This window comes from Streptomyces sp. TE5632, from assembly GCF_054061295.1.
Map to the genome: position 1 here is coordinate 5717613 of NZ_JBSSEA010000003.1, position 15745 is coordinate 5733357.

Consider the following 15745-nt stretch of genomic DNA (forward strand, 5'->3'; position numbering starts at 1 on the left):
CTCAGCCCCTTCCGTGTGCCTGCCGCGAGCGGCGGGCGGCGGAGTCCAGGGCGACGGCGACCAGCAGCACGCAGCCCGTGATGACGAAGCGGTACGAGGAATCGAGATTGAGCAGGGTGAGCCCGCTGGAGATCGACTGGATGACGAGGACGCCGAGCAGGGCGGCGAAGGCGGAACCACGGCCACCGAAGAGGCTGGTCCCGCCGATCACCGCGGCGGCGATGGCGTTGAGGTTCACGTCCGCGGTGCCGGTGCTCTGGTTGGCCGCCGCGAGACGGGCGGCTGCCAGGACCCCACCGGTCGCGGCGAGTGTGGAACACATGACGAACGCCGTGGTGTACACGGCGCGTACGTCGATCCCGGCCCTGCGGGCCGCCTCCGCGTTGCCGCCCACCGCGTACAGGGACCGGCCGATTCGGGTCCGGGTGAGGACGTAGTGCAGGACCAGGACCAGGGCGACGAAGAGCACGAACATCCACGGCACACCGCGGGTGCGGTTCAGGTAGTACACCGCGAACAGCAGCGCCGCCGCCAGTGCGAGGGACCGCACCGTCAGCCACCGCGGCGAGACGGACGACAGCCCGGCGCGGCGGCGACTGCGGGCACGGGCCAGGCCGACGGCGAGGAAGCCGCCGGCCGCCAGGAGCATGAAGGCGTAGGCCAGCGCATCAGGGACGAACCACACCTGGGCGAACTTCACCAGGGCGGAGTCGTAGGGCAGGTTGATGGCGTTCTGGCCCCGCAGGAGCCAGAGTTGGGCGCCGAGGAAAGCCAGCAGGCCGCCCAGGGTGGCGACGAAGCTGGGCACACCGAAGCGGTTGAGCACCTGCCCGTAGAGCCAGCCGCTCAGCGCGCCGACGCCGGCCGCCACCAGGACCGCCAGCCACACCGACTGCTCGTGACGGACCATCACCACGCCCGTGGTCGCGGCGGCGACACCGCTCATGGAGCCGACCGACAGGTCGATCTGGCCGACCAGCAGGACGCACACGATGCCGAGTGCGATCACTCCCAGGGACACCATGTCGAAGGCCAGGTTCACCAGGTTGGTGCTGGACAGGAAGGTCCGGTTCAGCGACTGGAAGATCGTCCAGATCACCACGACACCGGCGACGACCGGCAGCATGCCCAGGTCGCCGTGCCGGGCCCGGCGGACCGCACCTCGGACGCTGTCGCGGAAACCGTGCCGTGCCGCCGGAGGCCCGTCCTGCCGGTCGTGGGCCGCCGCCACCGGAGAACCGAGAGAGGTCACGGTTGTCCCTCCTCTTCCCGAGAGATGGCCGCGCGGCGCGCGGCACGCTGCGAAACGGCGTTGTCGGCGGCGCCGGTGATCGCGGCGACGACCTCTTCGGAGGAGACCTCCCGGGCGTCGAACACACCGTTGTTGCGGCCGAGCCGGAGCACGGCGACCCGGTCGGCGACCGCCCGGACGTCCTCCATGTTGTGGCTGATCATGACGACGCCGAGCCCGTTGCTCTTCAGCCGCTCGATGAGGTCGAGCACCTCGGCGGTCTGCGCGACACCGAGGGCGGCCGTCGGTTCGTCGAGCAGGACGACCTCCGGCCGGCCGAGCAGAGCCCGGGCGATCGCCACCGTCTGCCGTTGGCCGCCCGAGAGAGCGGCCACCGGGACGTCGAGCGTGGGAATCCTGGCCCGCAGCTCACGCAGCAGTTCCCGGGACCGCTTCTCCATGGCGACGTCGTCCAGCATCCAGGGCCGGAGCTCCCGGCCGAGGAAGAGGTTCGCCCTGACGTCGAGGTTCTCGCACAGTGCCAGGTCCTGGTAGACCGTGGCGATGCCCAGCGCGTGCGCGGCGCTCGGAGAATCGAACGAGACCTCCCTGCCGTGGAAGGAGACCGTCCCCGCGTCGGGGGCGTACACCCCCGACAGGATCTTCACGAGGGTGGACTTTCCGGCGCCGTTGTCCCCGACCACGGCGACCACCTCACCGGCCGCGACATCGAGGTCGATCCCGCTGAGCGCGGCGACCGCGCCGAACTGCTTGCTCACACCTCTCAGCGACAGCACGCCGGTCCCGTCGCTTCCAGGGGGCGTGACGGGGGCCGTTCCGGGGATCGCGGATCCTGCCATGGGCACCCTCTCTCACTCGGGACGGGACGCCGCTACTCGATGCCCAGACGCCGGCAGTCGTCGGCGTACGGGCGGGTGCAGACGTCCTCGGCCTTGAGCACCCCATCGGGGCCGAAGACGACCTCCTTGAGGTTCTCCCGCGTCACCACCGTCGGTTCGAACAGCTGCGAAGGCGTGTCGAAGAGCGTCGAGTCCGCCTCGGGCGTCTCCCCCTTCATCAGCTGATGGGCGGCCTCCGCCGCCGCCTTTGCGACCGTCTTGATGGGCTTGGAGATGGTGTTGTACTGGTCGCCCGAGACGACGCGCTGGACCGCCGCCAACTCGGCGTCGTTGCCGGTGACCGGAGGGACCTTCACCTCGGCTCCCTTGAAGGCCGCGATCGTCCCGCCCCCGGTGCCGTCGTTGGCGGCCACCACACCGGCGATCCGGCCGGGGTACTGGGCGATCTGCCCGCTCACCCACTGCTGGGCCTTCTCCGGTGACCAGTCCGGGGTGTCGTACTCGGCGAGCAGGTCGAACCCGCTGTCGTCGACAGCCTTGTGGATGCCCTTCTTGATCAGCCCGGCAGCGGCGTCGGTCGGAGAGCCGTTGACCTGGAGCAGCCCGCCCTTCGCTCCCGTCTCCCTGAGATGGTCGACCAGCGACCGGCCGATGGATTCGCCGATCGCCTCGTTGTCGAACGAGACATAGAAGTCCGCGGGCTTCTTGGACACCGGGCGGTCGTAGGCGATCACCTTGACGCCCTGGGAATGTGCCATCTGCACAATGGTGGACGCCGAGTCGGAGTCGACCGGGTCCAGCACGATGACCTTGGCGCCCTGCGCCATCGCGGAGTTGGCCTGCTGTTGCTGCAACGACGCGTCGCTGTCGGCGTTCTGGTAGATGACCTTGCACTCCTGGCAGAGCGCACGCATGCGCTTCTTGAACAGCGGGGCGTCGTACTGTTCGTACCGGGTGGAGGCGAGGTCGGGCATCAGGAAGGCGACCTTGCCCACGCCGCCGGCGCCGGTCGTGGCGGGTTCCTCCGCGCACGATACGAGCGTGCCCACGGCGAGGATCCCGGTGAGAGCAAGACGTGCCGGTCTTCTCATGTCGACTCCCTGCTCGTGGACACTGAGGGCAACGTTCAGGAAACTCAGATGTTTCATTTGTGTCAACGGACCGCAGTAATTGAACAATTGCCGTATTGCTTCTCCACCCTTCGATGTTCGCTCGGCGCGCGGGGTCCGAGATGCGGAGTCCGGCCGATGGTCATCGTTGCGAAGCGCGGAGACAGCGTCGACAGGCGCGCGGGCGGCCTCTCCGGAAGGAGTGACGAACGAGGTAAAGGGGGCAGGTCCGGCGATGTTCACTTCACAGGAAATGAACAGGGGCTTTTATGGGAGCAGAGGACCGGCAGCCGGCCGACACGAGCGGCAGGAAACCCCGCGAACGGAGGGAGCGGATCAAAGGCCGCGTCGTGGACAGGGGGTTCGTCCGGATCGATCAGCTGGCCGACGAGCTGGGCGTGACCACCATGACCATCCGCCGGGACCTCGACTACCTGCAGGACCGGGGCTGGCTGAGAAAGGTCCGCGGGGGCGCGACCGCTCAGCCTTCGACCGCCTTCCACGGCGACGTCCGCCACCGCGCCCGCGCCATGACGGCGGAGAAGGACGCCATCGCCCGCGCTGCCCTGCCTCTGGTCAAGCCCGGGCAAGCGGTCGTCATCGACGACAGTACGACGGCTCTGGCGCTCACCCGTCTCCTGGACCGGCATGCCCCGTTGACCGTCATCACCAACTTCGGCCCCGTCACCCAGGCGCTGGCTGACAGCCCGGGCATCGAGCTCATCTCCCTGGGCGGCACCTACTACCCCGCCTACGACGCCTTCCTCGGCCTGCGCACCGTGGACGCCGTGACCAGTCTCAGCGCCGACACGCTCTTCGCCTCCACGACCGCCATCACCCGTGGCCACTGCTACCACCAGTCGCAGGAGACGGTGGCGGTGAAGCGGGCCCTGATGGACGCCTGTGCACGCAAGATCCTCCTGGTCGACCACACGAAGTTCCGCCGTCGCGGCCTCTACCAGCTGGCCCCCGTGACCGCCTTCGACCTCGTCATTGTCGACTCCGGTATCCCGGCTTCCGACCTCGACGCCCTCCAGGCCGACGGCGTCGAGGTCCTCGTGACCCGCCCGGAACAGCCGCGGCCGTAGCCGGCATCCGACACCGGCATCGGTACCGGCACCGGACCGCGGGCCGTGTCGGGGACGGTCGCCGACATCGTCGCCCGCGCCACAGTCCGGCCGGCCGCGTACCACGTGGCCGATATGCGTCTGGAGCGCGCGCACCACCGGCCGGACCGGAACCGCCGGCTCGACTCTCGCCCCCGCCGAGGACTCTCCGGCGGGACGCCTACGACAAGGGAGGCCTCCGGAGGCGGCGCGCCGGCGGACCGGGTTGGCCGGCTCCTCGTGCCGGTTCGATACCGGATGTTCCGGTGGCCGCAGTCCCACAGCCCGCAGCGGTCATGGAGGAACCCTGCCCGGTGCGGGCAGGGCCTCCGGGGGAGTCCGGCGGCGTACGGCCGTGGCGAGGCGGGAGACGAGGCGATCGGCTGCGGTGGTGCAACGCATGATCCGGCAGAGGGGGCGGCCTCGGGGCCTTTGCCGGGCCTGAGCTCAAGGGCTCATACGGTTCCCGCCGTTCGCAACACACCGCCGGGCAGTGGCGTGACACCGGTCTGTGGGTGTGCGGAGCGACGGCTGAGCGGGGGAGCCGTCCCGAGTGACCGACGCGGTTCCGGGACACGTCGCCTCCCGGCCGCGCGCAGGACGTGACGGCCCGTCGAGGGCTGCCCCGAGCCACTCCGTCACCGGCGGGCGGAGCGCGGATGCCGGGAAGCTGCCGGACGCCGTGCCGGAGAGGGACTGGCGGACCGTGGACCGACATGGGCGACGAGCCCTCGGTCACCACCGTTGCCGACAGCAACGCACCTCGCTATGTTAATCGAAAATCACATCTGTGCGACAAGGTTTGTCACGCACTGGTCGCGCAACTGGCAAGTCTGCGAAGGCACCTGGAACCATCTGGCCCATCAGGGAAGCAGGTAAGTCAATGGAGAACCTCAGCAGGCGAAAGGCCCTGTCGCTCGGTGTCGCACTCGGCCTCGTGGGCGTGGCGAACCCCGTCCAGGCGTGGGCGTCGACAGGCTCGGTGACCGGAGCCGCCGCGGGGACCGGTCCGGAGTGGGTCTGGGACGACGCGGCGGACCCTCTGATGGCTTCGATGCTCGAGAACGGACACGTTCCGGCGATCAACACCGCATGGGCGTCGTGGGTGAACAACAACCACCCGCTGCCCAGCGGCCTGCCGGCCGAATTCGCCGCATACCTGCGGCAGGTCAACCAGCTGCCCTCCTGGGCAGACCCCGCCAAGCTGGCCCGCGCCGGCGACTTCAACCGGCGCAGGGACACGTACCTCTTCATGCTGTACGGCCTCGGCAGCGGAATCATGAGCACCGTGATTCCGCGCGAGGCCAAAAGCGTCTACTGGTCCGCGGGCGGCGCCGACATGCAGGACCGCGCGGCCAAGACGTTCACGTTCGGCTACGACCTGTCCCAGCTGGGAGCCTTCAAGCCGACGGGACAGTTCGTCGTCACCGCCAACAAGACGCGCGTGGTGCACGCCGCGGTGCGTCACCTGCTGCCGCAGTCGCCGCACTGGCGGGCGGTCGCCGACGAGACCATCCCGGTCAGCGCCGCCGACATCCTGGTCACCTTCCACAGCCTGGGTACCTACGTGTACAGAAAGCTGCTCGACTGGAAGATCCCGTTCCCGGCCGCGGACCAGGAGGCGTTCCTGCACTCGTGGCAGGTCGCCGTCGCCCTGCTCGGTGTGCCGTACGAGCACATCCCCCGGACATGGGCGGCCGCCGAGGAGCAGTCGGCGCAGGTGCTCACCCCGATCCTCACCCCGTCGACCGAGGGCATCGAACTGGCCGAGGAACTGCTCGGCCTGACCGCACAGATCGACCTCGGCGTCACGCGCGGGTTCCTCAACGAGTTCGTGCGCTACGTCCTCAGCGACCAGGTCGGCGACTGGCTGGGGCTGAAACGCGACCACGCGTCGGCGGCCCTGGTCCGCACCGCATGGCCGGCGTACATCCTGTTCCGTGAGGGGCTGTCGCCCGTCATGCCCGGCACCTTCTACATGTTCGACCAGTTCGTGCGCGCCCTGGCCATGCTGTTCCTCAACAAGGGCTCCTCCGCGACCACCACCCCCATCACGATCCCCACCGGAAACAGGGCCGGTTGAGCCGTCGGTCCGATCCCACCTGTGCCCGCCCCGCGGCAGATGGGCCGAGGGGCGGGCATCAGGGTGACTCTCGCACGAGGCGCTGCACGACGCGGTGCCTCGTCGCTGCCGGTTCCGACGGCCGTTCAGAGACCCAGAGCGCCCACGACCAGAGCGGTCACGGCCTCACGATGGTCAGGGCAGTCCTGCCACCGCAGTCGGCGTCCCGCCTCGACCACCACGCCGAACCCCGCGTGCACCAGCACCCGGGCCTGGCGCGGGTCCAGCTCCGGACGGGCCAGCCGCAACTGCTGCTCCCAGACGGCGATGTGATCGCGCTGCGCGAGGACCAAGGGCCGCCGCAGGTCGGCCGGCAAGCCGGCGAGCTCGGCCTCCGCAACGCTGTTGAGCTCGGTGTACTCGAAGCTGTAGGCCACATACGTCGCCGCCAGAGCGACGATGACGTCGTGCGGGTCGGTCACCTCGTGCAGACTCTGCTCCACCCCCTGGGCCAGCAGTCCCGCCGCCTGGAGGCATGCCGCGGCCAGGATGTCTATTTTGCCGGGGTAATGGCGGTAGAGCGCGGACGGGGTCAGTCCCACCACCTCCGCGATCTGCCCGTTCGTGACATTGGCGAATCCGTCCCGTGCGAACAGCGGGACGGAGGCCGCGAGGATCTCCGCGCAGCGTGTGCGCGGCACCGGCCGGACGGGTAGCTCGACGGGGTGTGCGCCCAGCCGGCCCGCCGCTGGATCAGTCGCGGCCACGCGCAGTGCGGACGCCAGCAGCAGGTCCTCGGCCCGGCGCTGGGCGATGGAGGTGTGATGCATCGTGATGGACCCGATTGCGCCGAGGGCCGCCATGGCCCGCAGACGCTCGTCGGGCAGCGGGTGCTCGCGCTGCACTGCCTCGTCGACCCGCACGACGAGGCGACCGAACTTCACCCCGAGACGTCGGCGGTCCTCACAGTTGAGGTACCGGGCCTCCCATCGGTACACGCCGCCCGAGGCGCGATGAGCGATGGTGACCCGGGTGATGGCGGTGAGCACCTCCGTCAAGGTCGCCCCGGACGGCACCTCGTCGAGCGCGGCGACCAGTCCGTCCACCATGACGTGGGCGCACTCGGCGAACAGCGCGTACTTGTTCGGGAAGTGCCGGTACAGGGCAGCCGCGGTGATACCCACGTCGGCGGCGACCTCCTCCATGGACGCCTTGTGGTAGCCGCGCTCGCTGAAGACCCGCCCGGCCGCGTCGACGATGAGCTGCTTGCGGTTGCGGGGCCGCGTGCCCGCGGTCGGATCGGCGGTCGCGGCCGAACGGGCGGATGGGGAGGCGGGAGCCATGCGAATCAGTCAATCACACGCCGTCAGGGGGCAGGGCTCCCTCGGTGCGGGCCGCACAGGACACGACTCCCGGGTCACTTCCCGGGTGATTTCCTGTCCCGCGACGTGAACGGCTCGTGCCGACTGCCGGCGCGGCGGGAGACTGTCGGCATTCCGGCGGGGACACCCCGTCCGGCACCGCCGTTCCCGGTGCCCGGAGCGGCCGGTCAGGTGAAGGTGAGGACCGGCTTGACCACGCTGCCGTCCCCCATGGCGGCCACGGCCGCGCCGATGTCCTCGAACGGGAACGTGGTGACCAGCGCTTCGAGCGGGAAGAGGCCACGCCTGTGCAGGCCGATCAGCTCGGGGACGAAGCGGCCGGGGTCGGAGTCTCCCTCGATCACCCCGTGGACACGGACGCCCTTGGCGAGCAGGCCCATCACGTCGAACGTCACCTCACCGCCGAGGCCCAGGAGGGCGAGTTCGCCGCGCGGGCGCAGCGCGCCGACGGCCCGGCGGGCCATCTCCGGACGGCCGGTGGTCTCCACAACGTGGTGCGCGCCACCGCCGGTGAGGTCGCGCAGCGCCGCCACCAGACCGTCCCCGGGGGCCAGGGTCGCCCTGGCGCCGAGTTCGGTGGCCAGGACACGGCGGGAGGCGACCGGGTCGACGGCCACCACCGGGTCGCAGCCCACGGCCACCGCGGCCATCAGCGCGCTCAGACCGACCCCGCCCGCGCCCAGGACGACCAGCGAGGAGCCTGGTTCGGTGCGCAGCCGGTTGAGCACGGTGCCCGCGCCCGTCTGGCCGCTGCAGCCCAGCGGCGCGGCGACCGCGGCCGGCAGGTCGGAGGGCACCTTGACCACGCCGCGTTCGTGGACGACGGCGTGCGTGGCGAAGCTGGACTGGCCGAAGAAGCAGGCGTGGAGCGGTGTGCCGTCGACGGAGAGCGGAGTGGTGCCGTCGGCGCGTCCACCGGAGAGGTTCAGGGCCTGCGCGGCGTGGCAGTAGGCCGGGTGGCCCGCCGCGCACTGCTCACAGGCGCCGCACCTGGCGAAGGTCAGGCAGACATGGTCCCCCGGCGCGACGCCGGTCGCCTCCGCGCCCACCGCCTCGACCCGGCCGGCGCCCTCGTGGCCGAAGACCATCGGGGTGAGCTGCCGGGGCCAGGTGTCCCGCATCCCCAGGTCGGTGTGACAGATGCCGACCGCGGTCATCCTCACCAGCACCTCGCACGGCCGTGGGTCCTCGAGGTCCGCGTCCCGGATGGTGAACGGGGCGCCGGGCGCCTCGGTGACCGCGGCGCGGACGCGCCTCACGAGCCCTCTCCGGCACGCGGGTCCCCGTGCGGGGTCTCGGGAACGCGCTCGAGGAAGAAGTAGAAGAAGGGGCCCTCGGCGGGGACCCCCTTGACGTTCATGATCCCCATCAGCGTGGTGTCGTCCACCTGCTTGAAGTGGTCGAAGACCGGCTGGCCGTCATAGACCATGGTGGCCGTCGACTCACCGCGGAACTCGACGGTCCACAGGCTGGCCTCGCCCTTGCCGAGCTCGCGGTTGGAGTACAGCTCGCCCGTCGCGTCTCGGCAGATCAGCGGCTTGGCGTCGTGCACGGCGGCGAACGTCTTGCCGTACCAGCCGGCCTTCTCCAGCGTGCCGTTGAGGGGGTGACCGGTGCGGAACTCGCCACCCTTCCACTCACCGAGGATGCCCTCGGGGCGGACGGTCGCCAACGCCGCCCAGATCTGGTCGAGTTCGAGGGGGTCGACCAGGCCGTCCTTCTCCCGGAGCTCCTGGAACCGGGCGCGGGCCTCGAACACGTTCATGCGGGGTGTCCTCTCGTCGGTGCTGACTCCGTAGAAGTGGTCGGGTTGTTGCCGGTGCGGAATACGGAGGAGACGGCCGCCCCGACCGCTGCCGACCGGCGCGGCCCGGCGGGAGCGCGGTACCCCGCCGCGTCACCGGGAGGTGCGCGGAGCGGAACCCCGGGGGCGGAGGTCCGCACGAGGGAGGGGCATCGTGGGAACGGCAGCGGAGGGTCGCCGGTGACCGCGCCGGGGTGGCCCGCGGTGCCGAGGATCAGCAGCACGTGGCGTTCGGCGGCCTCCTCCGCGGTGAGCGGGCCGTCCTCGCGGAACCAGTCGGCGACCCCCTGGCACATGACGAGCACCGAACGCACCGCGCCGGCCGGGATCGGCGTGGTGAACACGCCCTGGGCGCGGCCCGCCTCGACCGTGTCCGGCAGCATGTGCTCGAGATGGTCGCGCAGGGCGACGTAGCGCGCCCGGTTCCGGGGCTCCAGGCTGCGGATCTCGGTGTCCAGAAAGGCCGGCTGCCGGCGGTGGGCCATGGAGAGCACGATCGACTCGACCATGCCGCAGAATCGCGCCGGCGGATCGTCCCCTGCCTCCCCGGCCGCGGCCCGGCAGCGGTCCAGGACGTCCTTGACGGACGTCTCCAGCAACGTGGCCGGCAGAGCCTGCTTGTTCTCGTAGCGGTAGTGCAGCGCGGGCACGGTGACGCCGATCCGGCCGGCGATGTCCCGGACCGAAGTGCCGTGGTGGCCCTGTTCGTTGAAGGCCTCCACGGCGTGCATCAGGATCGGGTGCAGGTCGAGCGGTCCGTAGGAGCGCCAGTGCTCCGCTGGAGGCGTGGTGTCCTGGCTCGGCGCGGTGTTCAACGACTCTCCTCGGGGCGGGCGGCGATCGGCGACAACGTACGGCCGTGAGTCCGACACACCCCCTCCCGGCTACTTAGCGATCGATCAGGAAAGCCTGGCCTCCGGCGGCTGACCTGATGCCACTTTCCCGGTGTCGATCCACAAAAACAAGTACTGCACGGGGAGTTGACCGACCTGCGTCATGCTCCTACGTTTTAGCGAACGCTCAGTAAGTCCCCCGGTTGATGGCGGTGAGCCCGCCTCGCACCGAGAAAGGAACCCATGAGCCAGTACTCCACCGACCTTCCCGGCCGCGACGTGGCGGGCCCGCTGGACGGCGTGCGCGTGGTCGAGCTGGCGGGGATCGGTCCCGGTCCGTTCGCCGCGATGCTGCTCGCCGACCTGGGCGCCGACGTGGTGCGCGTGGACCGCCCCGGCCCCTCGCCGCTCGGCGGTGATCCCGCCCACGACGTGACCAACCGCAACAAGCGCTCCGTCGTGGTCGACCTCAAGTCGCCCGAAGGGCCGGGAACGGTACGGGCGTTGGCGGCGCGCGCTGAGATCCTGGTGGAGGGGTACCGACCCGGTGTCGCGGAGCGGCTCGGGGTCGGCCCCGAGGAGTGCACGGCCGTCAACCCCGCGCTGGTGTACGGCCGGATGACCGGTTGGGGCCAGCGAGGACCCCTCGCGTCCCTGGCCGGACACGACATCGGCTACATCGCCACCGCCGGCGCCCTGTCCATGATCGGCGCGCCGGACGGACCACCCGTTTTCCCTGTCAACCTGCTCGGCGACTACGCGGGCGGTTCCCTCTACCTGACCACCGGCGTCCTCGCCGCGCTGCTCACCGCCCGCACCACCGGCCGCGGCCAGGTGGTGGACGCCGCGATCGTGGACGGCACCGCACACCTCACCGCCGTGTTCTGGGGCATGCTCGCCGAGGGCACCTGGCAGGACGCCCGCGGCCGCAACCTGCTCGACGGCGGCTGCCCCCACTACGGCGTCTACGAGACCGCCGACGGCGGCTGGATGGCGGTCGGCGCTCTGGAACCGCAGTTCCACGCGGTGTTCGTCTCCCTGCTGGGCCTGGACGGCGAGGACCTGCCGGACCGCGCCGACCCGCGCAACTGGCCCGAGCTGCGGGCCGTGTTCACCACCCGGTTCAAGACCGCCACCCGCGAGGAGTGGACGGCCGTCTTCGAAGGCACCGACGCCTGCGTCGCGCCCGTGCTCTCGCTGCACGAAGCGGCCGGCCATCGGCACCTGACCGGACGTGGCACCTACACCGAGGCGTACGGCATCACCCAGCCCGCTCCCGCCCCCCGTTTCTCCGACACCCCCGGCACCCTCCGGCTCCCCCCGGCGGTCCCCGGCGCGCACACCCCCGATGTGGCCCGCGACTGGGGCGTACCCGAACTGCTGAAGGGCCACTGCTGATGGAACTGTCCTCACCCCTGGCGTACGCCGGCGATCCGCGCGCCGCCGCGGACCGGGCCGCCGCCCTGGAGTCCGCGGGCCTCGACGCCGTCTGGGTGGCCGAGGCATATGGCTTCGACTCCCCGACGATCATGGGATACCTCGCGGGGAAGACCGGGCGGATGCGGATCGGCTCGGCCGTCCTCAACGTCTACTCGCGCACTCCCGCGCTGATCGCCCAGACCGCGGCCGGACTCGACGCCCTCACCGGCGGCCGCGCCCTCCTCGGCGTCGGCGCCTCCGGACCCCAGGTCGTCGAGGGCTGGCACGGCCGCCGCTACGACCGCCCGCTGGGCCGCAGCCGCGAGGTGATCGAGCTGTCCCGGCGCATCTGGCGGCGCGAGGTGATCGAACACCACGGCATCACCGACCTGCCCCTGCCGCCCGAGAAGGGAGGCACCCTCGGCAAACCGCTGAAGCTGCTGAACCACCCGGTCCGCGACGCCATCCCGGTCTACCTCGCGGCGCTGGGCCCGGCCAACGTCCGGATGGCCGCCGAGATCGCCGACGGATGGCTGCCGTTCCTCTACGTCCCCGAGCACGCCGCCGAGGTCTGGGGCCGGTCCCTGGCCGAGGGCGCCGCACGGCGCGACCCCGCGCTCGGCCCGCTCTCGGTCGTGGCGGGCGGCCCGCTGGCCATCGGCGACGACGCCGAGGCCGTCCGTGACCTGATGCGCCCCACCGTCGCCCTCTACGTGGGCGGCATGGGCGCGCCCGGCCGCAACTTCTACCACGACCTGGTCTGCTCCTACGGTTACGAGTCCGCCGCGGCCGCCATCCAGGAGCACTACCTCGCGGGCCGCAAGGAGGACGCGGAGGCCGCCGTACCGGCCGAGCTGCTGGAACGGCTCTGCCTGGCCGGCCCCGAGGGCTACGTCCGCGACCGCGTCGAGGTCTTCCGCGAGGCGGGCGTGACCATGCTCAACGTCACCCCCGTCGGTCCCGACCCCGCTCGGCTGATCGAGCGCGTGAGGAGTTGGCTGTGACCCTGGAACGCACCCTGTACGACCCCGACCACGAGGCCTTCCGCGAGACGGTGCGGACCTTCCTCGCCAAGGAGGTCGCCCCGCACCACGAACGCTGGGAGGAGGACGGCGTCGTCGACCGCCAGGTGTGGCGCTCGGCGGGCCGCCAGGGCCTGCTCGGCCTCGCCGTCGACGAGGAGTACGGCGGCGGGGGCGCCGACGACTTCCGGTACAGCGCCGTCCTCATCGAGGAGTTGGCCCGCGCCGGCGCCTCCGGGCCGGCCCTGAGTCTGCACAACGACATCGTCGGCCCGTACCTGACCCGGCTCGCCGACGAGGAGCAGAAACGCCGCTGGCTGCCCGGTTTCACCTCCGGCGACATCGTCACCGCCATCGCCATGACGGAACCCGGCGCCGGTTCCGACCTGCAGGGCATCCGCACCACCGCCACCGACCGGGGCGACCACTACCTGCTCAACGGCGCGAAGACCTTCATCTCCAACGGCATCCTCGCCGACCTCGTCGTCGTGGTCGCCCGCACCACCCCCGAGGGCGGAAGCGGCGGGCAGAGCCTGCTCGTCGTCGAGCGCGGCACGGAGGGCTTCGAACGCGGCCGCAACCTCGACAAGATCGGCCAGAAGGCCCAGGACACCGCCGAGCTGTTCTTCAACGACGTGCGCGTCCCCAAGGAGAACCTGCTGGGCGAGGAGAACCAGGCCTTCGCCCACCTCATGGGCAACCTCGCCCAGGAGCGGCTGGCCATCGCGGTCGGCGCCGCCGCCGCGGCCGAGGAGATCCTGGACGTCACCATGCGGTACGTGAAGGAGCGCGAGGCGTTCGGCGGACCGCTGGCCCGCCTCCAGCACATCCGCTTCGAGATCGCCGAGATGGCCACCGAGACCGCGGTCACCCGGACCTTCGTGGACCGCTGCGTCGCCGAGCACAGCCAGGGCCGGCTCGACGCCGCGCACGCCTCGATGGCCAAGTGGTGGGCCACCGAACTGCAGAAGCGGATCGTCGACCGCTGTCTTCAACTGCACGGCGGATACGGCTACATGAGCGAGTTCCGGGTGGCCCGGGCGTTTCTCGACAGCCGTGTCCAGACCATCTACGGCGGCACCACCGAAATCATGAAGGAGATCATCGGCCGCTCGCTGCTGCGCTGAGCGCCGGCCGGCTCCCCCCGACAACCCGTGTGTGGCGTCCGCGGCTTCCGTCAGACCCGACCTGGAAGGCACCCAAGGTGAGCACCGAAGCGTACGTGTACGACGCGATCCGCACCCCGCGCGGTCGCGGCAAGGCCGACGGGGCCCTGCACGGCACCAAGCCGATCGACCTGGTCGTCGGCCTCATCCACGAGACCCTCCACCGCTTCCCGGACCTCGACCCGGCGGCGATCGACGACATCGTGCTCGGTGTGGTCAGTCCGGTGGGCGACCAGGGTGCGGACATCGCCCGCACCGCCGCGGTCCTCGCCGGTCTGCCGGAGACGGTGGCGGGCGTGCAGGAGAACCGCTTCTGCGCCTCCGGCCTGGAGGCCGTCAACCTGGCCGCGGCCAAGGTCCGTTCGGGCTGGGAGGACCTGGTCCTGGCAGGCGGCGTGGAGTCCATGTCGCGGGTGCCGATGGGCAGTGACGGCGGCGCCTGGGCGCTGGACCCGCGTACCAGCCACGCCACCGGATTCGTCCCGCAGGGCATCGGCGCCGACCTGATCGCCACCCTGGAGGGCTTCTCCCGGCACGACGTGGACTCCTACGCGACGCTCTCCCAGGAGCGGGCGGCCGCCGCCTGGAAGGACGGGCGCTTCGACCGCTCCGTCGTCCCCATGCGCGACCGCAACGGGCGGCTGGTCCTGGACCGGGACGAGCACATGCGGCCCGGCACCACCGCCGACTCCCTCGCGGGGCTCAAGCCGTCCTTCGCGGACATCGGCGAGCTGGGCGGCTGCGACGCGGTGATCGAGGCCGTCTTCGAGGACACGGACGTCAAGCACAAGGTGTTCCAGGAGACGCAGCAGGTCGTCGCCCCGGACGCGCTGCTGTGCTCGAACACCTCCACCCTGCCCGTCACCGGCCTCGCCAAGGGGGTGGAGCGGCCGCGGGACTTCATCGGCCTGCACTTCTTCTCGCCGGTCGACAGGATGCGGCTGGTGGAGATCGTCAAGGGGGAGAAGACGGGGGAGGAGGCGCTGGCGCGGGCCTTCGACCTGGTGCGGCAGATCCGCAAGACGCCGATCGTGGTCAACGACTCGCGCGGCTTCTTCACCTCCCGTGTCATCGGCCGCTTCATCGACGAGGGCGTCGCCATGGTCGGCGAGGGCGTCGAACCGGCCTCCGTCGAGCAGGCCGCCGCCCAGGCCGGCTACCCGGCCAAGGTCCTCGGCCTGATGGACGAGCTCACCCTCACCCTCCCGCGCAAGATCCGCGAGGAGACCCGCCGCGCGGTCGAGGCGTCGGGCCGCAGCTGGGAGCCGCACCCCGCGGACGCGGTGGTGGACCGCATGATCGACGAGTTCGGCCGCCCCGGACGGTCCGGCGGCGCGGGCTTCTACGACTACGTCGACGGCAGGCGCGCCGGGCTCTGGCCGGGGCTGCGCGAGCACTTCACGGACCCGGCGAAGCAGCCCGCCGACCTGACCGAGCTGATGGAGCGGATGCTCTTCGTCGAGGCGCTGGACGCGGTGCGCTGCCTGGAGGAGGGCGTGCTGGTCTCGGTGGCGGACGCCAACATCGGCTCGCTGCTCGGCATCGGCTTCCCGCCGTGGACGGGCGGCGTGCTGCAGTACATCAACGGCTACGACGGCGGCGCCGGGGGCGGTACCGGGCTGCCCGGCTTCGTGGCCCGCGCGCGCGAGCCGGCCGACCGGCACGGCGAGCGCTTCACCCCGCCCGAGCTGCTGCTGCGCAAGGCCGAGCAGGGCGAGACCTTCACCGACTCCTGATCCGCTCCGAGGGCC

The 15745-nt window shown here is 71.2% G+C and carries 12 protein-coding genes and 1 pseudogene; 6 read left to right on the forward strand and 7 right to left on the reverse strand.

Annotated features, from left to right (window positions below):
* Position 1: 1 nt before the first annotated feature.
* Genes ACVW19_RS31250 through ACVW19_RS31260 form a run of 3 tightly spaced genes read right to left on the reverse strand, consistent with a single transcriptional unit; the run spans position 2 to position 3182 of the window.
* Positions 2-1252 carry a sugar ABC transporter permease gene (locus ACVW19_RS31250; protein WP_457463674.1) on the reverse strand — a complete coding sequence of 417 codons (1251 nt, stop codon included), beginning with the start codon at positions 1250-1252 and terminating at the stop codon, positions 2-4.
* Complete coding sequence (locus tag ACVW19_RS31255) at positions 1249-2091, reverse strand: ATP-binding cassette domain-containing protein (RefSeq protein ID WP_457463676.1); 843 nt, start codon at positions 2089-2091, stop codon at positions 1249-1251. Before ACVW19_RS31255 ends, ACVW19_RS31250 begins: the two co-directional genes overlap by 4 nt.
* A gap of 32 nt (positions 2092-2123) precedes the next feature.
* Positions 2124-3182 (reverse strand): ABC transporter substrate-binding protein, encoded by a 1059-nt coding sequence (locus ACVW19_RS31260; protein ID WP_457463677.1) that lies wholly within the window; start codon positions 3180-3182, stop codon positions 2124-2126.
* Between the two features lie 287 nt (positions 3183-3469).
* On the opposite strand from ACVW19_RS31260, the gene ACVW19_RS31265 reads away from it, so the two are divergent.
* Together ACVW19_RS31265 and ACVW19_RS31270 are read left to right on the forward strand one after the other, a co-directional pair.
* The gene (locus ACVW19_RS31265; RefSeq protein ID WP_457463678.1) at positions 3470-4288 is read left to right on the forward strand and encodes a DeoR/GlpR family DNA-binding transcription regulator; all 819 of its coding nucleotides are present in this window, start codon (positions 3470-3472) and stop codon (positions 4286-4288) included.
* Between the two features lie 901 nt (positions 4289-5189).
* Complete coding sequence (locus ACVW19_RS31270) at positions 5190-6389, forward strand: oxygenase MpaB family protein (RefSeq protein WP_457463679.1); 1200 nt, start codon at positions 5190-5192, stop codon at positions 6387-6389.
* A gap of 125 nt (positions 6390-6514) precedes the next feature.
* Here ACVW19_RS31270 and ACVW19_RS31275 read toward each other — a convergent pair whose 3' ends face one another.
* From ACVW19_RS31275 to ACVW19_RS31290, 4 genes are all read right to left on the reverse strand, one after another.
* On the reverse strand, positions 6515-7711 hold the full coding sequence (locus ACVW19_RS31275) for a TetR/AcrR family transcriptional regulator (RefSeq protein WP_457463681.1): 1197 nt from the start codon (positions 7709-7711) through the stop codon (positions 6515-6517).
* A gap of 206 nt (positions 7712-7917) precedes the next feature.
* Positions 7918-9009 carry an NAD(P)-dependent alcohol dehydrogenase gene (locus ACVW19_RS31280; RefSeq protein WP_457463683.1) on the reverse strand — a complete coding sequence of 364 codons (1092 nt, stop codon included), beginning with the start codon at positions 9007-9009 and terminating at the stop codon, positions 7918-7920.
* Positions 9006-9515: a DUF4334 domain-containing protein gene (locus tag ACVW19_RS31285; protein ID WP_457463685.1), complete on the reverse strand. Its 510-nt coding sequence runs from the start codon at positions 9513-9515 to the stop codon at positions 9006-9008. Before ACVW19_RS31285 ends, ACVW19_RS31280 begins: the two co-directional genes overlap by 4 nt.
* Positions 9512-10369 carry a TetR family transcriptional regulator gene (locus ACVW19_RS31290; protein ID WP_457463687.1) on the reverse strand — a complete coding sequence of 286 codons (858 nt, stop codon included), beginning with the start codon at positions 10367-10369 and terminating at the stop codon, positions 9512-9514. Before ACVW19_RS31290 ends, ACVW19_RS31285 begins: the two co-directional genes overlap by 4 nt.
* Positions 10370-10630: 261 nt before the next feature.
* Here ACVW19_RS31290 and ACVW19_RS31295 point away from each other — a divergent pair, with 261 nt between their 5' ends.
* The 4 genes and pseudogenes from ACVW19_RS31295 to ACVW19_RS31310 form a co-directional block, all read left to right on the forward strand.
* Positions 10631-11785: a CaiB/BaiF CoA transferase family protein gene (locus tag ACVW19_RS31295; protein WP_457463688.1), complete on the forward strand. Its 1155-nt coding sequence runs from the start codon at positions 10631-10633 to the stop codon at positions 11783-11785.
* Complete coding sequence (locus tag ACVW19_RS31300) at positions 11785-12810, forward strand: LLM class F420-dependent oxidoreductase (protein WP_457463690.1); 1026 nt, start codon at positions 11785-11787, stop codon at positions 12808-12810. Before ACVW19_RS31295 ends, ACVW19_RS31300 begins: the two co-directional genes overlap by 1 nt.
* On the forward strand, positions 12807-13955 hold the full coding sequence (locus ACVW19_RS31305) for an acyl-CoA dehydrogenase family protein (protein WP_457463692.1): 1149 nt from the start codon (positions 12807-12809) through the stop codon (positions 13953-13955). Before ACVW19_RS31300 ends, ACVW19_RS31305 begins: the two co-directional genes overlap by 4 nt.
* Before the next feature lie 104 nt (positions 13956-14059).
* Positions 14060-15730, forward strand: a pseudogene (locus tag ACVW19_RS31310) (thiolase family protein); the annotation flags it as partial.
* Positions 15731-15745 lie beyond the last annotated feature (15 nt).